Annotated in this window: 21 protein-coding genes and 1 pseudogene; 12 read left to right on the top strand and 10 right to left on the bottom strand. The window is 65.9% G+C overall.

Annotation, left to right across the window (positions count from 1 at the left end; all coding sequences use genetic code 11):
• Positions 1-44: 44 nt before the first annotated feature.
• Positions 45-467, top strand: a complete 423-nt coding sequence (locus A9D14_RS03190) for a hypothetical protein (RefSeq protein ID WP_157668118.1) — start codon at positions 45-47, stop codon at positions 465-467.
• Positions 468-472: 5 nt separating this feature from the next.
• Here the strand turns inward: A9D14_RS03190 and acs are convergent, their stop codons facing one another.
• Positions 473-2,440 carry an acetate--CoA ligase gene (gene acs, locus A9D14_RS03185; protein ID WP_415877348.1) on the bottom strand — a complete coding sequence of 656 codons (1,968 nt, stop codon included), beginning with the start codon at positions 2,438-2,440 and terminating at the stop codon, positions 473-475.
• A 245-nt stretch (positions 2,441-2,685) separates the two neighbouring features.
• Between acs and A9D14_RS03180 the strand changes: the two genes are divergently transcribed.
• Together A9D14_RS03180 and A9D14_RS03175 are read left to right on the top strand one after the other, a co-directional pair.
• Positions 2,686-4,086, top strand: coding sequence for a DcaP family trimeric outer membrane transporter (locus A9D14_RS03180; protein WP_066842892.1), 1,401 nt, complete (start codon positions 2,686-2,688; stop codon positions 4,084-4,086).
• Between the two features lie 23 nt (positions 4,087-4,109).
• A complete protein-coding gene (locus A9D14_RS03175) occupies positions 4,110-5,981 on the top strand; it encodes an AMP-binding protein (protein WP_066848104.1) in 1,872 nt (623 codons plus the stop codon).
• 261 nt (positions 5,982-6,242) lie between these two features.
• On the opposite strand, the gene A9D14_RS03170 is transcribed toward A9D14_RS03175, so the two are convergent.
• From A9D14_RS03170 to A9D14_RS03160, 3 genes are all read right to left on the bottom strand, one after another.
• Positions 6,243-6,482, bottom strand: coding sequence for a hypothetical protein (locus tag A9D14_RS03170; protein ID WP_066842890.1), 240 nt, complete (start codon positions 6,480-6,482; stop codon positions 6,243-6,245).
• An 87-nt stretch (positions 6,483-6,569) separates the two neighbouring features.
• Positions 6,570-6,782, bottom strand: coding sequence for a cold-shock protein (locus A9D14_RS03165; RefSeq protein ID WP_066842888.1), 213 nt, complete (start codon positions 6,780-6,782; stop codon positions 6,570-6,572).
• Between the two features lie 234 nt (positions 6,783-7,016).
• Complete coding sequence (locus tag A9D14_RS03160; protein ID WP_066842879.1) at positions 7,017-8,414, bottom strand: helix-turn-helix domain-containing protein; 1,398 nt, start codon at positions 8,412-8,414, stop codon at positions 7,017-7,019.
• A gap of 171 nt (positions 8,415-8,585) precedes the next feature.
• On the opposite strand from A9D14_RS03160, the gene A9D14_RS03155 reads away from it, so the two are divergent.
• The 4 genes from A9D14_RS03155 to A9D14_RS03145 all read left to right on the top strand — a co-directional run bounded on the left by A9D14_RS03155 (position 8,586) and on the right by A9D14_RS03145 (position 14,678).
• Complete coding sequence (locus tag A9D14_RS03155) at positions 8,586-10,181, top strand: isocitrate lyase (protein ID WP_066848100.1); 1,596 nt, start codon at positions 8,586-8,588, stop codon at positions 10,179-10,181.
• Between the two features lie 64 nt (positions 10,182-10,245).
• Positions 10,246-10,398 (top strand): hypothetical protein, encoded by a 153-nt coding sequence (locus A9D14_RS19765; RefSeq protein ID WP_185884015.1) that lies wholly within the window; start codon positions 10,246-10,248, stop codon positions 10,396-10,398.
• Positions 10,399-10,468: 70 nt separating this feature from the next.
• Positions 10,469-12,613, top strand: coding sequence for a malate synthase G (locus tag A9D14_RS03150; RefSeq protein WP_066842877.1), 2,145 nt, complete (start codon positions 10,469-10,471; stop codon positions 12,611-12,613).
• 622 nt (positions 12,614-13,235) lie between these two features.
• Positions 13,236-14,678 (top strand): helicase HerA domain-containing protein, encoded by a 1,443-nt coding sequence (locus A9D14_RS03145; RefSeq protein WP_066842875.1) that lies wholly within the window; start codon positions 13,236-13,238, stop codon positions 14,676-14,678.
• Positions 14,679-14,691: 13 nt separating this feature from the next.
• On the opposite strand, the gene A9D14_RS03140 is transcribed toward A9D14_RS03145, so the two are convergent.
• The 3 genes from A9D14_RS03140 to A9D14_RS03130 are packed head-to-tail and all read right to left on the bottom strand — an operon-like array spanning position 14,692 to position 19,302.
• Positions 14,692-15,981, bottom strand: coding sequence for a spinster family MFS transporter (locus tag A9D14_RS03140; protein ID WP_066848097.1), 1,290 nt, complete (start codon positions 15,979-15,981; stop codon positions 14,692-14,694).
• Positions 15,982-16,012: 31 nt separating this feature from the next.
• Positions 16,013-16,924 (bottom strand): alpha/beta fold hydrolase, encoded by a 912-nt coding sequence (locus tag A9D14_RS03135; RefSeq protein WP_066842873.1) that lies wholly within the window; start codon positions 16,922-16,924, stop codon positions 16,013-16,015.
• Positions 16,925-16,944: 20 nt separating this feature from the next.
• Entirely contained in the window at positions 16,945-19,302 is a 2,358-nt protein-coding gene (locus A9D14_RS03130) for a TonB-dependent receptor (protein WP_066842871.1), read from the bottom strand.
• A 120-nt stretch (positions 19,303-19,422) separates the two neighbouring features.
• On the opposite strand from A9D14_RS03130, the gene A9D14_RS03125 reads away from it, so the two are divergent.
• Positions 19,423-20,079: a TetR/AcrR family transcriptional regulator gene (locus tag A9D14_RS03125; RefSeq protein ID WP_083987573.1), complete on the top strand. Its 657-nt coding sequence runs from the start codon at positions 19,423-19,425 to the stop codon at positions 20,077-20,079.
• 18 nt (positions 20,080-20,097) lie between these two features.
• Here the strand turns inward: A9D14_RS03125 and A9D14_RS03120 are convergent, their stop codons facing one another.
• Positions 20,098-20,679, bottom strand: a complete 582-nt coding sequence (locus A9D14_RS03120; protein WP_066842870.1) for a GNAT family N-acetyltransferase — start codon at positions 20,677-20,679, stop codon at positions 20,098-20,100.
• A 102-nt stretch (positions 20,680-20,781) separates the two neighbouring features.
• Between A9D14_RS03120 and A9D14_RS03115 the strand changes: the two are divergent.
• From A9D14_RS03115 to accC, 3 genes and pseudogenes are all read left to right on the top strand, one after another.
• A pseudogene (locus A9D14_RS03115) lies at positions 20,782-21,196 on the top strand (holin family protein).
• A gap of 279 nt (positions 21,197-21,475) precedes the next feature.
• A complete protein-coding gene (gene accB, locus A9D14_RS03110) occupies positions 21,476-21,943 on the top strand; it encodes an acetyl-CoA carboxylase biotin carboxyl carrier protein (RefSeq protein WP_083987979.1) in 468 nt (155 codons plus the stop codon).
• Positions 21,944-21,959: 16 nt separating this feature from the next.
• Positions 21,960-23,309, top strand: coding sequence for an acetyl-CoA carboxylase biotin carboxylase subunit (gene accC, locus A9D14_RS03105; RefSeq protein ID WP_066842865.1), 1,350 nt, complete (start codon positions 21,960-21,962; stop codon positions 23,307-23,309).
• Positions 23,310-23,370: 61 nt separating this feature from the next.
• Here the strand turns inward: accC and A9D14_RS03100 are convergent, their stop codons facing one another.
• Together A9D14_RS03100 and A9D14_RS03095 are read right to left on the bottom strand one after the other, a co-directional pair.
• A complete protein-coding gene (locus tag A9D14_RS03100; RefSeq protein WP_066842862.1) occupies positions 23,371-23,715 on the bottom strand; it encodes a hypothetical protein in 345 nt (114 codons plus the stop codon).
• Between the two features lie 268 nt (positions 23,716-23,983).
• Positions 23,984-24,463 (bottom strand): peroxiredoxin, encoded by a 480-nt coding sequence (locus tag A9D14_RS03095; RefSeq protein ID WP_066842861.1) that lies wholly within the window; start codon positions 24,461-24,463, stop codon positions 23,984-23,986.
• A gap of 206 nt (positions 24,464-24,669) precedes the next feature.
• Here A9D14_RS03095 and A9D14_RS03090 point away from each other — a divergent pair, with 206 nt between their 5' ends.
• Positions 24,670-25,140: a hypothetical protein gene (locus A9D14_RS03090; RefSeq protein ID WP_066842859.1), complete on the top strand. Its 471-nt coding sequence runs from the start codon at positions 24,670-24,672 to the stop codon at positions 25,138-25,140.
• Positions 25,141-25,188 lie beyond the last annotated feature (48 nt).

The following is a 25,188-nucleotide window of genomic DNA, read 5'->3' as shown; positions in this document are numbered from 1 at the left end:
GCAGGCACAGATTGCCTGGGTCCGACAGGATGGAGGCCCGGTTCATGTCCAGAACACGAATGCTCTCGCTCGCCGCGCTGTTAACCACCGCTTCCGCACCGATCGCTGCCACGGCAGCCTTCGCGCAGGGCGCAGCCGAAACGGCAGTCATCCTTTCGGGCTCGGCCCAGACAGGATCGGCGCAGCGCTCGCTGGGCCGTACGATCAGCGGCAGCGTTGGCAATGCCGCCCACGCGGTGGGCAGCACCGCCCGCGTCAGCCGGTGGCGGAATGCCGCCCAGCGCAACAGCCGCGCATCCTCGCACAATATAGGTGGCAGCATACCGGCCGGTGTCGATCCGCTGGCGAACACCGACGCGGCGACCTACACGCTCGATAATGGCGCGACCATCCGGGTGAGCGGCCGGTTCAATCCCTCGGCAAGCTCGCAATGCCAGCGAAATTGCGCGGCCAAGCCCCAGGACTGATACCGTCAGCGGTTCTGCCGCCCCTCGATCAGCCCATGCACCAGCGACGGATCGGCTAGCGTAGAGGTATCGCCAAGCGATCCGAATTCGTTCTCGGCGATCTTGCGCAAGATGCGGCGCATGATCTTGCCCGAACGGGTCTTGGGCAGCCCCGGCGTGAAGTGCAGGTGGTCGGGGGTGGCAATCGGCCCGATCTCGGTCCGCACCCACTGGCGCAGTTCCCCGGCCAGCGCATCATCGGCATCGACGCCCGCGTTCAGCGTGACATAGCAATAGATCCCCTGCCCCTTGATGTCGTGCGGAAAGCCGACCACCGCGGCCTCCGCCACCTTTTCATGCAGCACCAGCGCGCTTTCGACTTCGGCGGTCCCCATCCTGTGCCCCGAGACATTGATCACGTCGTCGACGCGCCCGGTGATCCAGTAATATCCATCGGCATCGCGCCGGCATCCGTCGCCGGTGAAATACTTGCCGGGATAATGGCTGAAATAGGTCTGGATGAAGCGATCGTGGTCGCCATAGACGGTGCGCGCCTGTCCGGGCCAGCTGCGGGTGATGCACAGATTGCCCTCGGCGGCTCCCCCGGTGTTTTCGTCCGCCAGCACCGCGCCCTCATTGTCGACCAGCTGCGGGGCGATGCCGAAGAAGGGCCTCCCCGCGCTGCCCGGCTTCATTCCGTGCGCGCCCGGCAGCGTGGTGATCATGATGCCCCCCGTCTCGGTCTGCCACCAGGTGTCGACGATCGGCGCGCTGCCGTGCCCCACATGATCGTGGTACCAGCGCCACGCCTCGGGATTGATCGGCTCGCCCACGCTGCCCAGCAGGCGCAGTGACGACAGGTCGTGCTTGTCGACATGGTCGTTGCCCTCGCGCATCAGCGCGCGGATGGCGGTGGGCGCGGTGTAGAAGATGTTGACCTTGTGCTTGTCCACCACCTGCCAGAATCGGCTGTGGTCGGGATAGTTCGGCACGCCTTCGAACATCAGCGCGGTGGCCCCGGCCTGCAGCGGGCCATAGACGATATAGGAATGTCCGGTGACCCAGCCAATGTCGGCGGTACACCAGTAGATCTCGCCCTCGCGGTAGTCGAACACATACCGGAACGTCGTTTCGGTCCAGACGGCATAGCCGCCCGTGGTATGGACAACGCCCTTGGGCTTGCCGGTCGAACCCGAGGTATAGAGGATGAACAGCGGGTCCTCCGCCTTCATGACCTCGCACGGGCAATCGCCGGAAACACCCTCGCTGATTTCGTGATACCAGCGGTCGCGGCCTTCGGTCATCTCGACCGCGCCGCCGGTGTGGCGGATCACCAGCACCTGTTTTACGGCCACCTTCTTCAGCGCGGCATCGACATTGGCCTTTAGAGGGATCGCCTTGGACCCGCGCAGACCCTCGTCGGCGCAGATCACGTAATCCGACCGGCAATCCTCGATCCGGCCAGCGATCGCATCGGGAGAGAAGCCGCCGAACACGACGCTGTGCACCGCCCCGATGCGTGCGCAGGCCAGCATGGCGAAAGCGCCTTCGGGGATCATCGGCATGTAGATCGTCACCCGGTCGCCCTTGGCCACACCCATCTTCTTCAGCGTGTTCGCCATGCGGACAACCTCGCGCTGCACCTCGGAAAAAGTGAAGCGGCGGACCGGCGTATCGGGGCTGTCCGGCTCGAAGATCAGGGCCGTGCGGTCGCCGTTCCCGGCCTCGACATGACGGTCGACCGCATTGTGGCAGATGTTTATCTCGCCATCCTCGAACCATGCGATCTCCACCGGATCGAAGCTCCAGCCCGAAACGCTGGTCGGTTTCTTGAACCAGTCCAGCCGCCCGGCCTGTTCCAGCCAGAAACCGTCCGGATCGTCCATGCTGCGGGCATACATCGCGCGATACTGGTCGAGCGTGCAGTGCGTACCGTCCACTGCCGAATCGGGGACCGGGATCATGTCGGTCGCGGGTGCCATCGTGTCCTGCATGCTATCTCCCGTCTATTCTGTTGATCTGGCCGTTCCGACCAGGCCGATGCGACCGGCCAATCGGGCGGCGGCTGTGCGGTAAAGCCTAACCCCGAAAGGCCGGCGCGGTCATTGCGACCAAAGTCTTATAGACCAATCGCTAGCTGGGAACATTCATCCTCCCCTGCAAGATCCAACCCACCGAGCAGGATCGACAGGCCCGCACAGACGAGGCTCGAGCGGTCGTTTACGGGGAGAGCAGAGAGATGTCGAAACGAGCAAAAGTGGTCTGGAAAACCATTTTCTCAGCGGCGCTGATGGCAGGAAGCGCGCTGGTGCCGGCCGCCGTGCATGCGCAGGACGGCGCAACGGTCGAGGAACGGCTGGACCGGCTGGAAGCCATGATCGGCAGGCTGGAAGCGCGCATGGATGCCGCAGACGCGTCCGGAACCGCCGCGGCATCGGCCGAGAACGTCGCGATCGCACAGGAGATGCGCGCCGCGGTCGCCGAGACGCGCGCCGCCGCGCAGCAGCAGGACCGGATCGAGACCCGCCTTGCCGCCGTCGAGGAGAAGGACGCGCAGGGCTTTCGGGTCGGGCAGACGCAGTTCACGCTGGGCGGCTATGTCAAGCTGGACGCGATCAGCCAGCGCACGAGCGGCGGTCAGGTCCCCGGCGATTCGATCAATCGCGACTTTCTCATCCCCAGCCTGATACCCGTCGGCGGCGATCCTTCTGGTTGGGACACACATTTTCACGCACGGCAGAGCCGCGTCATCCTAAAGGGCGAGACGCCGGTCGGCGACAAGACGCTGGGCGGACTGCTGGAGCTGGACTTCCTGGTAACCGACGGCGGCGACCAGCGCGTTTCGAACAGCTACCTGCCCCGCATGCGGCAGGCCTATATCACCTATGGCGGCTGGACCTTTGGGCAAGCGTGGTCGACCTTCCAGAACGTTGCCGCCCTGCCCGACAGCGTGGACTTCGTCGGGACCATGCCGGGAACCGTCTTCAACCGGCAGGCGATGATCCGCTACAGGACGAACAGCGGCATCTCCATCGCCGTCGAACAGCCCGAGACGACGATTACCAACGAAACGGGCGGGCGCATCCTCCCTTCGGACGACCAGATGCCCGATCTCGTCCTGCGCTATGACCGCGGCGGGTTCGCGGTGGCGGGCATCCTGCGCCAGTTGCACGCGTCCGGGCGCATCCTGCCCCAGGGCGGCGACAGCGCATTCGGCTATGGCGTTTCCGTATCGGGCAGGATCGCGCTGGGCGAGCGGGACGATCTGCGCGTTATGGCGACCGCGGGCGAAGGTCTGGGCCGGTACATCGGCGCCAATATCGTGAACGATGCCGCGATCGACGCGAATGGCAATCTCGACCCGATCCCGACCTATGCGGGCTTTGCCGCGTTCCGGCATGTGTGGAGCGAAAGGCTGCATTCCACCATCGCCGGCAGCTATTTCAAGGCGGACAATCCGGTCGACCTGACCGGCACCAGCCCCACCGACAATGTGTGGAACGCGCTGGCCAACATCATCTACTCGCCAGTACCCAAGCTCGATCTGGGGCTGGAGTACATGTATGCCGAGCGGGAGAACGAGGGCGGTGCCAGCGGCAATCTGCAGAAGATCCAGGCCTCGGCCAAGTACAGTTTCTGACGATGCAGAAAGCGGGTAACGCGATGAATTATCAGGCAGCCATCGAACAGGCACGGCGCGATCCCGAAGGCTTTTGGCTCGAGGCGGCGAGATCGCTCGACTGGGCGGCGTTTCCGGCCCGCGCGCATGACCGGGACGACGACCTGTGGTTTCCCGACGGGTCGATCAACCTGTGCCACAATGCAGTCGATCGGCATGTGGCCGAGGGGCGAGGCCATCAGCAGGCACTGATCTATGAAAGCCCCATCTCTGGCCGGGCGGCGACCTTCACCTATCGCGAACTGCTGACGCGGGTTGCGAAAACCGCGGGCATGCTGGCGGGCGCCGGTGTGAAACGGGGCGACCGCGTCGTCATCTACATGCCCATGGTTCCAGAGGCGGTGTTTGCCATGCTGGCCTGCGCGCGCATCGGCGCGGTGCACAGCGTGGTGTTCGGCGGGTTCGCCGCGCCCGAACTGGCCAAGCGGATCGACGATTGCCAGCCGGTCTGCGTCCTCACTGCTTCGTGCGGGCTGGAGCCCGGGCGGACCATCGCCTACAAGCCGCTGCTCGACAGCGCGATCGGGCAGTGCAGGCACAAGCCCGACACCGTCATCCTGCTGCAGCGCAAGGAATTGCGCGCCGAACTTACGCCGAATCGGGATATCGACTGGCAGGCCGCCCATGACGCCGCCGACCCCGTCGATTGCGTACCGGTGAAATCGACCGACCCGCTCTACATCCTCTATACCTCCGGCACGACCGGCACGCCCAAGGGGGTGGTGCGCGACACCGGCGGCTATGCGACCGCGCTCGCCTGGTCGATGGCGCATGTCTATGGCGTTTCTGCGGGCGATGTATACTGGGCCGCGTCCGACATCGGCTGGGTCGTGGGGCACTCCTATATCGTCTATGGTCCGCTGCTGGCGGGCTGCACGACCATCCTGTTCGAGGGCAAGCCGGTGGGCACTCCCGATGCGGGGATATTCTGGCGGCTGATCGACCGGCACCGGGTCAAGGTGCTGTTTACGGCCCCGACCGCAATCCGCGCCATCCGCCGCGCCGATCCCGATGGCGCGTTCGTTGCAAAATCAGACCTGTCGTCGCTGCAGGCGCTGTTCCTGGCGGGCGAGCGGGCCGATCCCGATACGCTGAACTGGATCGCCGATCTGCTGGACAGGCCGGTAATCGACCACTGGTGGCAGACCGAGATCGGCTGGCCGGCCATTGCCACCTGCCACGGGCTGGGCGAAAGCGAGATCCGGCCCGGTAGCGCCGGGCGCGCGGTGCCCGGTTTCCGCTTCAGCGTGCAGGACGACAACCACCGAAAGGTCGCCCCCGGCACGGTCGGCAATCTGCTGATCGAACAGCCGCTGCCGCCGGGCGCGTTTCGCGCCCTGTGGAACAATCCCGAACGTTTTGCCGAAGGCTTTGCCGACTTTCCGAGGCACTATACCAGCGGCGATGCGGGCATGATCGACGCCGACGGCTTCATCCACATCATGGGCCGCACCGACGACATCATCAACGTGGCGGGCCACCGCCTGTCGACGGGACAGATGGAGGAGGTCGTCGCCGCCCACCCCGAGGTCGTGGAATGCGCGGTGGTCGGCGCGGCGGACGCGCTGAAGGGCGAGATGGCGGTGGCCTTTGTTGTCCCTCGCCGGGATGGCGGCAATCCCGATCTGGTCCGCAAGGAACTGATCGCCTCGGTGCGCGAGACCATCGGCCCCATCGCGAGTCCGCGCAGCGTGTGGTTCGTGGACGGGCTGCCCAAGACGCGGTCGGGCAAGATCCTGCGCAACCTGCTGCGCTCCATCGTCAATGGCGAGGAGATCGTGGTGCCGCAGACCATCGAGGATCCATCAGTGATCGAGGCGATTGCCGCGCAATTGGCGGAGACGGCCGCCGATTGAGAGCGACGGCTGGCAGCCGCCGGTTGACACCCCAAGGTTGACACAGGCGACACATCCTCCAACGCCCGTCACCCGGCGCAAACTCGCGGAGAGCAGCCGTTTTCGGGGGCGAGGGTGACACCATGCACCCCCTGCGAAAATTCCGGCAATGCCAAAGAGCCCTGTCCCGCGTGGAACAAGGCTGCAGCTAGCGCGGATCTTCGATGTAGGACAGTAAATCCCGCGCCGGACTTGTCGGCGGGGACACTGGAACGGACGCGCCTATTCGGCGCCGTTCACTTCGGCCTCTTCGGCTTCTTCAGCCTCGGCCTTGCGGCGGTCGACGCGCTCCTGCTCGGCCTTGTTGCGTTCGGCCAGCACGCGGCGGGCCTGGTCGGCAAGGCCGCGCCAGGTCTTGGCGGCGCGCAGATTGCGGTCCCTCACATTGTCGAGAGTGGCCTGATCGGCCTCTGCCGCAGCCTCGCGGGCGCGGGCGTCGTAGAATTCAAAAGTCTGGCTCACGCAGGCTCCCGTCTAGGTGGAGGGACACGTCCAAGTGGAGAAACATGGCCCCGCGCCCATCGTTCGACGGCGCGGGGCGATGCGAAATCAGTCGGCAGCCGACAGATTGACGGCGCTGGCCTTGCCATTGCGGCCCATTTCGACTTCGTAGTTCAGGCGCTGTTCCTTATCGAGCGTCTGCATGCCAGCCGCCTGGACGGCCGAGATGTGAACGAAGCTGTCAGCCGAGCCATCGTCGGGCTGGATGAAACCATAGCCCTTGTCGGAATTGAAGAATTTCACGGTGCCGGTCTTCGACATAAGATGTTCCTTTCAAGAACGTAGTAAGTGCTGTTACGAAATGCAGCAGCGGTCGTGCGTAAAGTCGTCCAAGAAGAGGAAGTCGCCGTCTAATTTGCGCCAGATTGCAAATGCAGTTTCTGGCGGTCGTCAAATGCCGAAGTCCGTCGCAATTTTCGACGTCAGCGCAGCCGCCATAGCAGAGTTTGCCGCGATGCCCTAATTTTTAATGCCCCAATCATCGGAGTGCCCGGATCATTCATCGGCAAACGCGAACGGCACGCCCGATCGGCGGTAGTGATCGAAGCGCAATTCGCGCCCCATCGGCGGGGCGGACCGCGCGATGCATTGCGGCCGGTGGCAGAAGCGGCAGGCGATCCCGATGGGCGTCGATTGCGCGGCATCCAGGCGATCCGAATAGGTGAGTTCGCCCGCCCGCGAATCGGCGCAGCACAGCGCGACCGCGCGCGTGATGCGCGGCGCGTCGAAGCTGCCCCCGCCCGAGATCACCGTGCGCGCGACCGAGACATAGCGTTCCCCGTCCGGCAGTTCGATGCGCTGGACCAGCACGTCGCCCGGCCGGTCGAACGCCTGGTGCACGTTCCACAGCGGACAGGCCCCGCCGTGGCGCGCGAAGGGGAAGCCCGCCCCGTCCAGCCGTTTCGACACATTGCCCGCGCGGTCGACGCGGATGAAGAAGAAGGGCACGCCTTCGGCCCCCGGTTTCTGCAGCGTGGTCAACCGGTGCGCGACCTGTTCATAGCTGACCTGGAATTCATAGGTGAGCGCGTCGATGTCATAGCGCAGCCTTTTCGCCGCATCGAGGAACGGGCGATAGGGCATCAGCAGCGCCGCGGCCCAATACGATTCCAGCGCGCGGCGGGCCAGCACGCGGCCATTGTCGGTTTCGAACCGGCCCTCGGCGATGGCGGCGTCGATCTCGTCCCCGCGTTCCAGCACCGCGATCTGGAGGGCGAGCTGGAAGCGCCGCGCCTTGTGGTCGAGCTGGCGCGAGAACAGCACGCGGCGGCGGTGGTAATCGTACCAGCGCAGCGCCCCCATCAGCATCTCGGGCGGGGCGAAGCTGACCTCGATCCGGTGGCGGTCGCGGATGCGGTCGATCATGGCGGCGATGTTCGGCAGGTCCTGCGCGGCCAGCGCGGCACTGTCGTCGAGCGAAGGAAAGCAGTTGCGCCGCGCCGCTAGGAAGCCGCGCGCCTCGGCCACCGGGTCGGGCGCGGCAGTCTCGCCGCCCTCGCCGCCTTCCCTGCGCGCGGCAAGCGCCAGCTGTTCCTCGCCATAGGCGGTGTGGAGCCGCATCAACGCCTCGGCGAAACCGGGGAAGCTGGCGGCGATGTCGGCGACGTCCAGCCCGGGCAGGTCGATGTCGGCGAAGATCGGATCGCGCAGCACCGCCTGAAGCCTGGTCGTCGTCTCCTCGCTGTCGTCATTGGCGAGGTCGGCGATGTCGATGCGGTAGGTGGTTGCGATATTGAGGAGCAGCTCGGCCGTGACGGGACGCTGGTTGCGCTCCATCAGCGCGATATAGCTGGGTGAGATGTCGAGATCGGCGGCCATGTTGGCCTGCGTCAGCCCCATTTCGCGCCGCATGCGCTTGAGCCTGGGGCCGAGATAGATTGCCTTGCGCGCCATGGGTTCGGGGTCCGACTGTAGATAGCTTTACAACTATACAAGCAAATCCTGTAAAGTTTGACAAGGACACACCGGGCGCGGTGTCCGGCATCCGTTTCGCATTGCACAACACTGGTCATGCCCCCGGACGATTCGGGGCCGACGAACAATTTGCATGAGGGCCGAGAACGCATGACCTACGCAGCCGAAATCCAGCGCCAGCGCGCCACCATCGCCAGCCTTGGCGCAAAATGGGCCGCGATCGATCCCGACACGGCCGCGCGCATGGCGGTGCAGAACCGCTTCCGCACCGGGCTCGACATCGCGCGCTATACCGCGAAGATCATGCGCGAGGACATGGCCGCCTATGACGCCGATCCTGCCAGCTACACCCAGTCGCTGGGCTGCTGGCACGGTTTCATCGGGCAGCAGAAGATGATTTCGATCAAGAAGCATTTCGGCACCACCAAGGGGCGGTACCTGTACCTGTCCGGCTGGATGGTCGCCGCGCTGCGCAGCGAGTTCGGGCCCCTGCCCGACCAGTCGATGCACGAGAAGACGAGCGTTCCGGCGCTGATCGAGGAGCTCTATACCTTCCTGCGCCAGGCCGATGCGCGCGAGCTGGGCATGCTGTTCCGCGATCTGGACGCCGCCAAGGACGCGGGCGATGCGGTCAATACCCACCGCCTGCTGCGCGAGATCGACGAGCACCAGACCCACGTCGTGCCGATCATCGCCGATATCGACGCCGGCTTCGGCAATGCCGAGGCGACCTATCTGCTGGCCAGGAAGATGATCGAGGCGGGCGCCTGCGCGCTTCAGATCGAGAACCAGGTCTCGGACGAGAAGCAATGCGGCCACCAGGACGGCAAGGTCACGGTTCCGCACGAGGATTTCCTGCAGAAAATCCGGGCGATCCGCTATGCGTTCCTGGAACTGGGCGTGGAGGACGGCATCATCGTCGCCCGCACCGACTCGCTGGGTGCGGGGCTGACCAAGCAGATCGCGTTCAGCAAGGAACCGGGCGACCTGGGCGACCGGTACAATGCGTTCCTGGACTGCGAGGAGGTTGCGCCGTCGGACATCGCCAACGGGCAGGTCTTCATCAGCCGCCAGGGGAAGCTGCTGGCACCGAAACGCCTGCCCTCGAACCTCTATCAGTTCCGGGCCGGAACCGGCGAGGACCGCTGCGTGCTCGACTGCATCACCGCGCTGGAGAACGGGGCGGACCTGCTGTGGATCGAGACGGAGAAGCCGCATATCGGCCAGATCGGCGGCATGGTGAACCGCATCCGCGAGGTCATTCCGAACGCCAAGCTGGTCTATAACAACTCGCCCAGCTTCAACTGGACGCTGAGCTTCCGCCAGCAGGTGTTCGACGCCTGGGAAGCCGAGGGACGCGACGTGTCCGATTATGACCGGGCCAGGCTGATGAGCGTGGATTACGACGGCACCGATCTGGCGGACGAAGCCGACGAGCGCATCCGCACCTTCCAGAAGGACGCGGCGCGCGAGGCGGGGATCTTCCACCACCTCATCACCCTGCCGACATATCACACGGCGGCGCTGTCGACCGACAATCTCGCCCGCGAATATTTCGGCGGGGCCGGGATGCTGGGCTACGTCAAGGGCGTCCAGCGCAAGGAGATCCGCGAAGGCATCGCCTGCGTGAAGCACCAGAACATGGCAGGGTCCGACATCGGGGACGACCACAAGGAGGCCTTTGCCGGTGAGGCGGCCCTGAAAGCCGGCGGCAAGGACAATACGATGAATCAATTTGCGGCCTAAAGGCCGCGGGGGAACCAATTTGCGGCCTGACCCAGCCGCGCGACACATAGGAAGGAGAAGTAAAATGCCCGCACCCGCACTTGCCCGTCCGGTCTTCTCGACCGAGGATTCGCGCCTGATCCGCCGCGCCGTGGTCGAGTTCATCAAGAACAACCAGGACGATATCGAGACGCCCAAGTTCGTGAACCTGCACCACCGCCTTGGGCGGATGGGCTGACGGTTTCACCAATCGAGAGGATACGCGCCCCGGCGCCGCGCACCGGGGCCGCGCACGGGAAGGACGGATTATGCTGAAAGATTTGCACCACGACAACGCGACGTCCGGCGGGGAGGCCGGAACCGTCACGCGAGCCGGGTTGCAAGTCGACCCGTCCCTGGCGAGCTTCGTGGAAAATGAAGCCATGCCGGGGACCGGCATTTCGAACGATCGCTTCTGGCAGGGGCTGGCCGATCTGACTGCCCGGTTCGAGCCGCAGGGTCGCGACCTGCTGATGACGCGCGACCGGTTGCAGGCGGATATCGACGGCTGGCACCGCGAGAATCCCGGTGCCGCCAGCGGCGCGCCCGAGGCGTTCCTGCGCGAGATCGGCTATCTGGTGCCAGAGCCCGCGCCCTTCACCATCGGCACGACAGGCGTCGATCCGGAAATCGCCGAGGTCGCGGGCGCGCAGCTGGTCGTGCCGGTGCTGAATGCGCGGTTCCTGCTCAATGCCGCCAATGCGCGCTGGGGCAGCCTGTATGATGCGCTCTATGGCACCGATGCGCTGGATGGCTCGCTGCCGCAGGGCAAGGCATATGACGAGGAGCGCGGCGCGCGCGTGATCGGCTGGGCCAAGGCGTTCCTGGACGATGCGGTTCCGCTGGCCGACGGGTCTTGGGAAGCGTGGACCGGCGGCAGGCCGCAGCTTGCCGACCCTTCGCAATATGTCGGCATGCGCGGTGACAATATCCTGCTGCGCCATAACGGTCTGCATATCGAGCTGGTGATCGATCCCGGCCATTCGATTGGCCGGAACGACCCGGCGGGCATCGCGGATATCGAGCTGGAATCGGCGCTGACCACCATCGTCGACCTAGAGGATTCGGTCGCCGCGGTCGATGCGGCTGACAAGACCGCCGCCTTTCGCAACTGGCTGGGGATCGTCCGGTCGGACCTGACTGCCGAGTTCAGCAAAAACGGCGAGACGATGATCCGCCGCGCCAGCCCCGACCGGACCTATGCGACCGATGCGGGCGAGTTGACGCTGCCGGGGCGCAGCCTTTTGCTGGTCCGCAATGTCGGGCATTTGATGCGCAATCCGGCGATCCGCCTGCCGAACGGCAGCGACATCCCCGAAGGCATCATGGACGCGGCGATTACCTCGCTGATCGCCCTGCATGATATTAAGGGGCACGATCTGAAGGACCTGGGCCAGAACACCAACAGCCGCGCCGGGTCGGTCTATATCGTGAAGCCCAAGATGCACGGGCCCGATGAATGCGCGTTCACCAACGATCTGTTCGACGCGGTGGAGGACATGCTGGGGCTGAGGCGCAACACGATCAAGGTCGGCGTGATGGACGAGGAGCGCCGCACCAGCGCCAATCTGGCGGCCTGCATCCATGCGGTGAAGGACCGGGTGTTCTTCATCAACACCGGTTTCTTGGACCGCACGGGAGACGAGATCCACACCTCGATGCTGGCGGGCCCGATGCTGCGCAAGGCCGCGATCAAGCAAGCCGAATGGATCAAGGCTTACGAGGATCGCAATGTCCAGATCGGGCTGGCCTGCGGATTTGCGGGGCGCGCGCAGATCGGCAAGGGCATGTGGGCCGCGCCCGACCGGATGCAGGCGATGCTGGCCGAGAAGATCGGCCATCCGCAAAGCGGCGCGACGACCGCCTGGGTGCCCTCGCCCACCGCGGCCACGCTGCATGCCACCCATTACCACCGCTGCGACGTCGCCGCGCGGCAGGCCGAGCGCGCGAAGGAAAGCATCGCGCCGCTGTCCGCGCTGCTGACCGTGCCGCTGGCTGATGACGCGAACTGGTCGGACGACGAAATCCGCGAGGAAGTCGACAACAATTGCCAGGGCATATTGGGCTATGTCGTGCGCTGGATCGACCAGGGCGTCGGCTGCTCCAAGGTGCCCGACATCCACGACGTCGGGCTGATGGAAGACCGCGCCACGCTGCGCATTTCCAGCCAGCACCTTGCCAACTGGCTGGAACATGGCGTGATCGACCGCGACATGGTCGAGGCCGCGCTGTGGCGCATGGCCGAGGTCGTCGACCGGCAGAACGCAGGCGATCCGTCCTATGTGCCAATGGTGCCGCGCGGGCGCGACTGCCTGCCGATCAGGGCCTCGCGCGCGCTGATCCTGGAAGGGCGCGAGCAGCCGAGCGGCTATACCGAACCGGTCCTGCACCGCCTGCGCGCAGAGGCGAAGTAAGGTGGCCGACCACAGTGCGGGCGACAAAGCCAGCGCTGTCGTTCGACGTCACAGCCGCGGCTTTGCCGTGGCTATGGCTGCTTTCGAGGGGATGGTTTTTACTGACCGATGACCGGAATGGGGAGGTTAGCGGAAATTCCTCCAGCCCATTCTCGCGGCGAGCGCAGCAATGACTGCCCATGCTACTGCCACAGGGGCAATCATCAACATGCCAGCAGCCCACCAAGCGAATGAGGACGGCGGCGCTGGCGGAAGGTAGAGCATTGACGATGTAAGCAGCCAGACTGGCAGCGGAACAACGATGAGCAGGAGGAGTAGGCGGACGCGTCCTGATAGCCAGCGTGCAACCGAAAACGCGAGAATGGCAGGAACCACAACGGAAGCCGCCCAGATCGTCGGAGAAACTAACTCGGTCACCGACCAAACTTCCGAAGCAGTCGCAAATACGGACATGTTGTCAGCTTAGAGCATAGGCGAACGTCCGCAATCGGTCGTTTGCAGACAGGCAGCTTTCGGCACAAAAGTCCGCGAAGCTGCCTTTCCAAACCCCGAACCACCCAATCGGGCAAAAGCCCCCGCCCCGCTCTTGGGCCTTGGGCCGTCAGCGGCTAACCCCGCCGGAGTGGATTCGCATATTGTCATAGGTCAGGACGCGCATGGGGCAGATGTGCGCGTCGATATGGAGGAGCTGCTCGCCACGCGCCTGCTGGTGCAGGGCAATTCCGGATCGGGCAAGTCGCACCTGCTGCGCCGCCTGCTGGAAGAAAGCGCGGGCATGGTGCAGCAGATCATCATCGACCCGGAGGGCGACTTCGCCTCGCTGTCCGATCATTTCGGCCATGTGGTGATCGATGCCAGCGCGCATTCGGCGGCGGAGATCGTCGCGCTGGCCGCGCGGGTGCGCGAGCACCGCGCCTCGGTGGTGCTGGGGCTGGACGGGCTGGATGTCGAATTGCAGATCCGCTGTTCGGCGCAGTTCCTGAACGCCTTGTTCGATGCGCCGCGCGAGCACTGGTTCCCCGCGCTGGTCGTGGTGGACGAGGCGCAGATGTTCGCTCCCTCCGCCAGCGGCGAGATGGCGGAGGATACGCGCCGCCTGTCGCTGGGCGCGATGACGAACCTGATGTGCCGGGGCCGCAAGCGCGGCCTTGCGGGCATCGTCGCGACGCAGCGGCTGGCCAAGCTGGCCAAGAACGTCGCGGCGGAGGCGTCGAACTTCCTGATGGGGCGCACCTTCCTGGATATCGACATGCAGCGCGCCGCCGATTTGCTGGGCATGGAACGCAGGCAGGCCGAGCAGATCCGCGATCTTGAGCGCGGGCGTTTCCTGGGCCTTGGTCCGGCGATCACGCGGCGGCCGGTGGCGATCAGGATCGGGCCGGTGAAATCGGGATCGCGGGTGAATGCCAGCGCGCTGGTCCCGCTGCCCTCCGCCGCGCCCGAGGAGATGGAGGCGCTGCTGCACAAGGAACTGGACAAGGCGGTTCCGCCGCCGCCCCCTCCCCCGCCGCCGCGGCAGGACCCGGAGGAGCTGGCCCGCCGCATGCAGCCCGCCGCCCAGCCGCGTGCCGTTTCGGGCGGGCCCGCCGCGCCAGCCGCGACCCCGGCGGCAAGCGATGCGATGCTGGACGAGATCCTGGCCGATCTGGCGAGCGACGCGGCCATCACCTTCCAGCCCGCCGCCAGCCAGTTCCAGAGCTTCATGATGGCCTGCCGCCGCAGGGGCGCGACCGCCGCATTGCTGGACATGGCGGCGTTTCGGCGGCGCTTCGCAGTCGCCGTCGCGGGGCTGGACAGGCTGGACGAGGTCATGCGCGAGCGCGTGCTGGATCTGGGGACGCAGGTGGACGACGATCTGCTGGCGCCGTTCCTGCTGATCGCGCGCTCGGCGGCGCAAGGCATGGAATCGCCCGACGAGGAGGAATTGTCGCGCGCCTATGGCACCAGCTCGCCGGGGCGCATCCGGCGGCTGCTGGAGCATCTGGAGCGCAAGGGCCTGATCGTGACGCGCGAGAATTACGGCGGCGGGCGCACGATCAACGTGCCCGGCCTCGAACTAGCTTAATCCTTGAACTGGCCTAGGCTTCCTCGACCCAGCCCTTGCGCAGGCCCGGCCCCGCCAGCAGCATCAGCACGCCCGCCAGCAGGTAAAGCGACAGGCCCAGCAGCATCGAGTAACGCAGCGCCTCGTCCCCATAGACGGGCGCCAGCAGGGTCGAGACCTGGCCCAGCGCATAGATGCCTCCGCCCAGACCGATCAGATTGTTGATCAGCAGGAACAGCGCCGAGGCGGTCGCACGCGCGGGCGGCGGGACGAGGTGCTGGACCGCAGAAAGCACCGGCCCCAGCCACACATAGACCAGCGCCTGCGGCACGATGAACAGCGCGAAGGCCAGCAGCACGCTGCCGCTCATGATGCCGAGCGCGAACAAGGGCGCGCCGATCAGGAACGCCCCCGCCGGGACCCAGGCGAACCATGCCCGGTCGCGCCCGCCCAGCCGGTCGCCGATCCAGCCGCCCAGCAGCATGCCCGCGGTCCCGCCGATCAGCAGCACGAGGCCGAAGAACCAGGCCGATTGCATCAGGTCGAGGCCGAAGCTCCTCTGCAGCAGGCTGGGCAGCCAGAACGCGAGGCCGTAGCCGCACATCGAGCTGGATGCCGCGCCGAAGGACAGGAACCAGAATGCCGGCTTCTTCGCCAGCAGCCGTGCGGTGTCGGCAAGGCGGGGCCTGGCCATCACCGGCTCTCCGGGAGCGACCTGCGGGCGGTTGTCGCGCACCAGCAGGCGGAAGACGGGCGCGATCAATATGCCGAGGATGCCGACCACCACGAACGCCATGCGCCAGTCGACCCGCGCGGCGATATAGCCGCCCGCCAGCACGCCAGCCGCCGATCCCAGCGGAATGCCCAGCGAATAGACCGACAGCGCGAAGGCGCGGCGGCTCGACGGAAAATAATCGCCGATCAGCGCATAGCTGGGCGCGACGCCCCCCGCCTCGCCGATACCGACGCCCAGCCGCGCGAGGAAGATGTGCCAGAACCCCTGCGCCAGCGCGCAGGCCGCGGTGAAGCCGCTCCACAGCACCAGCGAGACGGTGATGACCCAGCTGCGGCTGGTGCGATCGGCCAGCGCGGCCAGCGGCACCGCCAGCGTCGAATAGAGCAGCGCGAAGGCCAGCCCGCCAAGGATCCCCATCTGCGCGTCCGACAGGTCGAGATCGGCCTGGATCGGCGCGGCGAGGATCGCCAGGATCTGACGGTCGATGAAGTTGAAGATATAGACGACCAGCAGCATCGCCAGCACCACATTGGGGCGCGGCTTGCGGGCGGCGCTCGCGGGTGCAGTCGTGGGGGTGGCTGAAGTCATGGGGGCGGCTGCGGTCATGCGCGGAAACCCATCATGCGTAATGCTCCGTCAGGAAAGTCTTGATCGCCATGCGCGCCGCCGGTTCGTCCAGCAAGGGCGTGTGGCCGCGATCCGGCACTTCCACCGAAGCGAAGGGGCCGTCGTGGCGGCGGCCCATCTCGGCCACCGTCGCGGCGGTGATCAGGTCGCTGTTCGCGCCGCGCACGACCAGAACGGGCAGGCCGTCCATCGCCTGCCAAAGCGGCCAGAGGTCGACGTCCGCGCTTTCCGTCTCGAATGGGACGGCGATGGCCGGGTCGTAGTCATAGGCGACGCCCTCGCCCGTTTCCCGGCAGGTGCGGCGGGCGAAATCCATCCAGTCGGCCGGGGTGAAGTCCGGAAAGACCGGGGCGTTGACCGCGCGGCAGGCCGCGGCCGCTTCGTCCCAGTCGGCGAAGGGGCCGGACTTTCCGACATAGCTGCCGATCCGGTCCAGCGCGCCGGGTTCCAGATGCGCGCCGACATCGTTCATGATGACCGGCCCCAGGCGGCCGCGAAAACCGCCCTGCTGCGCGGTCGCCGCCATCGCCATCGCGACCAGCCCGCCCATCGACGTCCCGATCAGCCCGGCGCTGGCCAGTCCCAGATCGTCCATCAGCGCGAACATGTCCTGCGCATAGACCGCCGGGTTGTAGTTCGCCGGTTCGGCATCTCGGTCCGACCGGCCGCGCCCGCGCGTGTCGGGCACGACCAGCCGGAACCGCCCCCCAGACCCGGTTGCTGCCCCGCTGGCCGACCAACGCGCTAGCCAGTCGACCAGCGGTTCGAAATCGGCGCTGTTGCGGGTCAGCGCATGCATCAGCAGCAGGGCGGGCGCGTCGGGCGTGTCGCCCGGATAGTCCCGGGCGAACAGGTCCAGCCGCCCGTCCGCGCTGCGGAAGCGATGAGAGCGATATTCGGGCATCCGGCCTTCCCGTCCGGCGGTCAGAAGCGCATCTGGCCGGTCACGAAGATGCGGCGCGGATCGCCGTAGAAGGCGGTCAGCGTCCCTTCGCGCCCCAGCGTCGGCGCGCCGTTCGCCCCGATGAAATTATAGCCCGACACGATATAGCGCTTGTCGAACAGGTTCTTGCCGTGGACCCCGATCGAGAAGCGGTCGGAATCGTCGGTATAGACCACGCTGGCGTTCACGAGCGAGAAGCCGTCCTGGTCGAGCAGCGGGTTCGGCACCTCGAACTGGCTGGCGTCGCTGCGGGTGGAGACCGATCCGATCAGGTCCACGATGCCGCTTGCGACCGGCAGGCCCAGGTCGAAACCGGCGTTGACGGTGAATTCGGGCGTGTTCTGGAACACGCGCTGGTCCGCGACGTCATTGCCGAAGGCGTCGATATAGGTGTTGAACTTCGCATCCAGATAGCCGAGCGCCAGGTTCACGTTCATCCGGCTGCCCATACCCGCGAAATCGCGGCCCAGCAGGGCATTCATCTCGAACTCCACGCCGTTCACGTCGGCGTCCGCCGCGTTCGAGGTGATGCCCACGAACGTCTCGTTCACCCCGTCGCCGTCGGAATCGACGCCGGCGGAACCGGGGATCTGCACGTCCTTGTACTGCGACATGAAGCCCGCGATGCTGACGTTCAGGCGGCGGTCCAGCAGCGATGCCTTGTAGCCAAGCTCGAAGCTGTCGACCGTTTCGGGGTCGAACTGCATGAATTCGTACACCTCGTCATAGGACACGGTGCCGTCGCCGTCGAAATCCGGGGCGCTGCTCGTCTGGCCGCGCGGGTCGAAGCCGCCGCCCTTGAAGCCCTTGGAATAGGTGAAATAAAGGTTCTGGTCGGGCGTCGGCATGAAGCTGATCGACGCGCGCGGGGTGAATTCCTTGAACGTCGCGCTGTCGTCGAAGTCGGACGTGACCGCTGTGGGCACCGAGCCATCGGCGAACAGGTCGGAATAGCCGCCGACGAAAGTGGTGCGCAGCACCCGCGACGACCGCTTGTCATAGGTATAGCGCCCGCCGACCGAGAGGCTGAGCCGGTCGAAGATGTCATAGGTGAAATCGCCGAACACCGACCAGGTCTTGGTGTTGACGTCGCCCAGCGTCTGCGCGGTCAGCCCGCTGAAGACCGTGGTGTTGTTGAGGGTGTTCAGCAGATCGCCGGTGGTCCAGATGCCCACGTCGAAGGCGGTGAACGAATTGGCGTCCAGGTAATAGGCGCCCAGCACGCCCGACAGCCGGTCGCTTTCGTAGAGCAGCTGGAATTCCTGGCTGAACTGGTCGTTCTCGTAGATCGCGGGAACGTCGACGTCGACGGCGGGAAGCGAATCGAAGTCGATCGGGCTGGTCGAGCTATCCTCGCGGTAGCCGGTGATCGATTTCAGCGTGATGGTGTCCGACACTTCCAGCGCCATGTTGAGCGCGCCGCCCCATGCCTCGACCTTCTGGTCCACGACATCGAGGCCCGCGCGGGTGTCGTACACGTCGTCGAGCACCGGCGCGCCGCTCAGCAGGCCGGGGATCAGGCGGTGGCCCTGGCGCGGTTCGGAATTGTCCTGGACATAATCGCCCGACAGCCGCGCGAAGAACGGCCCGCTGTCGAACTCGATCGTGGCGCGCGCGGCCCAGACGTCCTTGTTGTAGTTCTCGACGCCTTCCCGATACAGATTGTCGCCGAAGCCGCCGCGCGACAGGCGCGCGCCGCTGGCGCCGATCTTCACGCTGTCGGTGATCGGGGTCGAGGCGGTGACGATCAGGTCGGCCTGGTCATAGCTGCCATAGGTGCCGCGCACCTTGACCTCGGTACGGTCGGGCAGGTTGGCGGTGACGTATTTGATCGCGCCGCCGATGGTGTTGCGGCCATAGAGCGTGCCCTGCGGGCCGCGCAGCACCTCGATCCTCTCGACATCGTAGACGTCGAGCACGGCGGCCTGCGGGCGGTTCAGATAGACATCGTCGACATAGAGGCCGACGCCCGCCTCGAACCCGGCGACCGGGTCCTGCTGGCCCACGCCGCGGATGAAGGCGCTGAGCGTGGTGTTGGTGCCGCGCGACACTTCCAGCGTGACGTTGGGAACCTGCTCGCCGATCTCCTCGATCGTCTGCGTGCCCTGCTTGGCCAGCGCATCGCCGGAGATCGCCGTCACCGACAGCGGCACGTCGATCAGCCGCTCCTCGCGCCGGCGGGCGGTGACGACGATCATGCCGTCGTCGACCGGCGTGCCGTCGGCGATATTGGGCTCTGCCACGGCATCGGCGTCGATTTCCTGCGCGAAGGCGGAAGGCGCGGTGACGGCGGCGGCGATGACGAAGGCGCAAGCGGTCGTATGCCGCAGACGGGGCATGAGCATCCAGTATTCTCCCAAACGAAACCTTGTTATTGGGATGATGGATATTGAAACCCGAACCACCTTTCAACTTTAAAATTTTGCCAAGCGCGTTTTGGCGGTTTAGCGAGTGGCGTCATGAGCCCGAAAATCACGCCTGCGCCTGCCTCGTCCCATGATGCGTCTTTGGGCCCAGCCCCGCTGCCGGGCGGCAAGCAGCCGCGCACCGAACGCGGGCGGCGCACATTGCGCAAGCTGCTGGATGCCGCCGCGCTGGAATTCGGCGAGAAGGGTTTCCACGAGGCGTCGATCAGCGCGATCACCGGGCGCGCAGGCATGGCGCTGGGCAGCTTCTATACCTATTTCGACAGCAAGGACGCGCTGTTCCGCGCACTGGTCAGCGACCTGTCCACCCGCGTCGGGCTGGAGGCGCGCGAGGCGCTGTCGGGCAGCCATGACGCGCTGGGCGCCGAGCGCGCGGCATTCGGCGCGTTCTTCGATTTCGCTCGCTCGCACCAGGAAATCTATCGCATTATCGACGAGGCGGAATTCGTCGATCCCGCCAGCTTTCGCCAGCATTACGAATCGGCGGCGCAGCGCATCCACGAACGGCTGCAGCGCGGCGTCGCCTCTGGCGAATTGCGCGAGGACCTGGACGAGGCGAGCGCCTGGGCGATCATGGGGATGAACGTGTTCCTGGGCCTGAAATACGCGATCTGGTCGGGCGGGCGCGAGACGGCGGACATCGCGGGGGTCGCCGGGGCCATACTGGAAAAGGGCATCGTGAAGCGCTGAATTTCCGGGCGCGGGGCGTCACAAGCGTTTCAGCCAGAACTGCATCGGCTTGGCGCTTTCCGCCGCCTCGCCGCGATCCTTCCACGCAAGCTGCGTCACCAACCCCTCGACCGGCGCATAGCCGCGCCGGGTCCAGAACGCATCGTGCGGGCGGTAGCTGGCCGGGCGCAGCGGGTGATCCGCGGGCCGCATGACCGAGGCGAAGCAGGCGGCGGCGGCTCCTGCCCCGCGTGCGGCAGCCTCACGCTCGTCGAAGAAGCGGTGGCCGATACCTTGCCCGCGATATTCGGGTAGCAGCACGCTTTCGCCGAAATAGAACAGGCGGCCCGTGTCAATGCCGCGCTCCTCCAGCGGCGCACGGAAGGCGGGCTTCTGCGATGCCATCGGAGAGGCGGTGGCAGCGCCCACGATCCGGTCCCCGTCGAGCGCGGCGACCAGCACGCTGCCCGGCTCGGCGACGAATTCGCGGACATACGCACCCTCGTATGCGGCGCTGCCTTCGTAGAGATAGGGATATTCGGCGAACACCGCGATCCGCAAGTCGGCCAGCGCATCGATCGCCTGAAGCAGGTCCTGTCCGGTCAGCGTGCGTATCTCCATGATGATCCCTGGCAATAACGAACCATATCGGTTCTTTTATTTTCCTACATCGCGCCGGCAGGGCACAGGGGCGGGGCCAACCCTTGTCGTCAGGATCCTGCCATGCCGCTTATCGAATCGCTTATCGTTCCCATTGCCAAGATCATCGACCGCGTCATCCCCCGACAAGGAAGCGCGCGAGCGGGCCAAGCTGGAACTGCTGCAACTGGAAAACAGCCAGGAGCTCAGGACGATCGAGGCGCGCCTGACCGCCATCGTCGCCGAGGCGCAATCGTCGGACCCGTGGACCAGCCGTGCGCGGCCGGGCTTCCTGTATGTGATGTACACGCTGATCCTGTTCGCGATCCCGATGGGGGTGGTCGCGGCCTTTCGCCCCGAAGCGGCCGAGGCGATCGGGCGCGGCATGACCGGCTATCTCAGCGCATTGCCCGAACCGCTCTATGCGCTCTTCGGCACCGGCTATCTGGGCTATACCGCCGCGCGCCAGTGGGGGAAGGTGAAGGGCGTCGAGCGCTAGGGTGCGCGGCGCTTCCGGGCCCGCCGCCCCGGCGCGGGGTACGGGCCGGGCCGGGGGGCCTTCTTTACCACCGAAGCGCCCTGTTATCGCGTAAAGCCCGCTGCTTTTCTGGCCAAACGCCCCCGCTCTTCCCCTAAAGGCCCCTGCTTTTCCCAGAAAGAACCTTGCCCCCCTTGCCCTCTGCCAAGCACAAGCGCATAGGCCGCACCCATTGTGCAACCTCAAGCGAGGGTATGGATGGGCGACGAAAAATCCGCTCCCGGCCGTAAGAATACGGGAATGAATGTCGATAGCGCGCTGGTGCGCGAACTGGCCGAACTGCTGGGCGAAACCGGCCTGACCGAGATCGAGGTCGAGGACGGCGACCGCAAGATCCGCGTATCGCGCGCGGCAAGCGTGGCATCCTATGCCGCGCCCGCCCCGGCGATGCAGGCACAAGCGCATCCGGCAGGCATGCCCGCGCAGGGTCCCGCCGCGTCGGATGCCGGCGCGTCGGCGCCCTCTGCCGCCAATGGCGACGCGGTGAAGAGCCCGATGGTCGGCACCGTCTATCTGGCGCCCGAACCCGGCGCGCCCGATTTCATCAAGGTGGGCCAGCAGGTCAGCGCCGGCGACACGCTGGTCATCGTCGAGGCGATGAAGGTGATGAACGCCATCCAGGCGCCGCGCGCGGGCACGGTTTCCGCCATCATGGTCGGCAATGCGGACCCGGTCGAATTCGACCAGCCGCTTGTCGTGATCGAGTGACGGCGAGCCGCTGACCATGGCCATCAAGCGTATCCTGATAGCGAACCGGGGCGAGATCGCGCTTCGCGTCCACCGCGCCGCGCATGAAATGGGCATCGAGACCGTCGCGGTGCATTCCACCGCCGATGCCGATGCGATGCATGTCCGCCTTGCCGACCATTCGGTCTGCATCGGCCCTGCGCCTGCCAGCGAAAGCTATCTCAACATCGCGGCTATCATCTCGGCGGCGGAGATTTCCGGCGCGGATGCGATCCATCCCGGTTACGGCTTCCTGTCCGAAAACGCCCGCTTCGCCGAAATCGTCGAGGCGCATGACATCAAGTGGATCGGTCCCAAGCCCGAGCATATCCGCACCATGGGCGACAAGGTCGAGGCCAAGCGCACCGCGGGTGCGCTGGGCCTGCCGCTGGTTCCGGGCAGCGCGGGCGCGGTCGAATCCGCCGACGAGGCGCTGAAGCTGGCCGAGGAGATCGGCTATCCGGTGCTGGTCAAGGCAGCCAGCGGCGGCGGCGGGCGCGGCATGAAGGTGGTGAACAACGCCGCCGAATTGCCCGCGCTGATGAGCGCGGCGCGCTCGGAAGCCAAGTCCGCGTTCGGCGACGACACCGTCTATATCGAGAAATATCTCGGCAATCCGCGCCACATCGAATTCCAGGTGTTCGGCGACGGCAAGGGCCAGGCGATTCATCTGGGCGAGCGCGACTGTTCGCTGCAGCGCCGCCACCAGAAGGTGTTGGAGGAAGCCCCCTCGCCCGTCATCAGCTCCGAAGAGCGCGACCGCATGGGCGGCGTCTGCGCCAAGGCCATGGCCGACATGGGCTATCGCGGCGCGGGCACGATCGAGTTCCTGTGGGAGAACGGCAAGTTCTATTTCATCGAGATGAACACCCGCCTGCAGGTGGAGCATCCGGTGACCGAAGCGATCACCGGCCTCGACCTGGTACGCGAGCAGATCCGCATCGCGGCCGGCAAGCCGCTGTCGGTGAAACAGGCAGACGTGGAATTCACCGGCCATGCGATCGAATGCCGCATCAATGCCGAGGATCCGTTCAACTTCACCCCCTCGCCGGGGATGGTCACCAGCTATCACGCGGCGGGCGGCATGCATGTGCGCGTCGATAGCGGGATCTATGCGGGCTATCGCATCCCGCCCTATTACGATTCGATGATCGCCAAGCTGATCGTCTATGGCCGCACGCGCGAAGGCTGCATCATGCGGCTGAAGCGCGCGCTGGAGGAAATGGTGATCGAGGGGGTCAAGACCTCGATCCCGCTTCACGAGGAACTGATCCGCCAGGACGATTTCCTGAACGGCGATTATTCGATCAAATGGCTGGAAGAATGGCTGCCCAGGCGGGGTAGCTGACGGCTGTCGCAGATCGGGTCGGCGCAGATGGGGTCGGCGCAGATGGGGTTGGCTGGGCCGCCTAGAACGCCCAGCTGACCCGCACATGGGCCAGCTTGCCCGATTTCTTGCGCCCGCCGCCCAGTGCGGCCACTTCCAGCGCGGGGCCGTCGTCGATCGGGATGATCGACCATTCGCGCTTCAGCCCTTCATCGTCCCACGGGCGGATCGGCATCTCCGGCTCGTCCAGCGCGCCTTCCTCTTCATCCTCGCTCTCCGCGACCTCCTCCGCTTCTGCCAGGGCAAGCACCGCGCGCGGATCGAGGGGGACCAGGTCGAAATCGAGAGCGAGCATTCCCTGATGCGGGCGCGGCTGGTGCGGCGCGACCAGATCCTGTGCAGCGGCGGGCACCGCCAGCGCGATCATGCCGCAAGGGCCCGCGACAAGCAGGAAAGGGAGACGGCATTCGGACGACAACACGGATCGCATGGCTTCTGACCGGACCTCCGCAAGGCGCTATGTTGCTACGGCATGTTCCACAGAAATGCGAATGGGCGATGACGGTTTCCCGCCAATCGTCATTTTTATGCGGCGGGACGATCCGCGTCCCGTCTTTTCGGCCCGGACCGGACGCGAAAAGGGGCGACCGGATGACCGGCCGCCCCTTCGCGCTTCAATACTGCTCAAGGCCCGGTCAGAGCTGGCCCAGCATGTGCTCGGCGCTCGACTTCTCGAACGCGCCGGGATCCTCGACGTTCAGTTCGGTGACGGTGCCGTCGTCCACGATCATCGACCAGCGCTGGCCGCGCTTGCCCAGGCCGAAGCCCGAACCGTCCATCGTCAGGCCCAGCGCCTCGGCGAAATCGGCATTGCCGTCGGCCAGCATGGTGATCGACTCGCTGCCGTCGCGGTCGCACCACGCCTGCATCACGAACGGATCGTTGACCGCGGTGCAGGCGATCTCGTCCACGCCCTTCGACTTCAGCTCGTCCGCCTTGTCGACGAAGCCCGGCAGGTGCTTGGCCGAACAGGTCGGCGTGAACGCGCCGGGAACCGAGAACAGGGCGATCTTCTTGCCGGCGAAATAATCGGCGGACTGGACCTTTTCCGGGCCGTCGGGGGTGGTCTTGGTCAGCGTCACGTCGGGCAGCTTGTCGCCCTGCTTGATGGTCATGGTGGTGTGTCCTTCTTTCCCGTGTCCGCGCCATTTCCGCGCGTCAGGGCGAGACATAGGTGCTGCCGCCCAAGGTGCAAGGCGCTGGCGGGGCGACTGGCGATGGTAAAGATCGATTTACCGCGGAGCTTCAATATCCGGTAAAGGAATCGCGCGATCCTGCGCCTAGGGCCAAGGGGCGGCCCGGGCAAACGGGGATACGCGAAATGGGGACTTTCAGGACATTCGCCGCGGCCGCGGCGGCAAGCGCGATGCTGGCGGCCATGCCGGCACCGGCACTGGCAGCCACGCCGGCCGACATCGCGCAGGCCGAGAACCTGCGCAAGCTGGACATCATGCTGATGGTGACATCGCTGCGCTGCCGCAAGGGCGCCGACGATTTCCAGGCCGACTACAAGGATTTCGCCGCCAAACGGGTGGTGATGATGAAGGCCGCCTACCAGACGCTGAAGCAGGGCCACGCCCGCCTTGGCGAACGCGGCGCCCGGCGCGAGATGGACAAGATCAGCACCGGCATGGCGAACCGGTACGGGCTGGGCCACCCCTGGCTGCAATGCGACCAACTGAAGGCGGTGACCCGCGACCTGGCCGACAATGGCGGCGAGGCCGAGGTGGTTCTGGCCGCACAGCACCTGCTGTCGCCCGCCCGGCCCGCGCAATTCGCCATGGTCGACTGACACGCGATTTTCCGGAATTCCCCGCATGGCGGGGCGCGCGAGGAAAGG

The sequence above is a fragment of the Croceicoccus marinus genome (genome assembly GCF_001661675.2).
In the GTDB taxonomy this organism is placed as follows: domain Bacteria; phylum Pseudomonadota; class Alphaproteobacteria; order Sphingomonadales; family Sphingomonadaceae; genus Croceicoccus; species Croceicoccus marinus.
The sequence above is the reverse complement of the archived record's forward strand: the minus strand, read 5'-3'. Positions and strand labels throughout refer to the sequence as shown.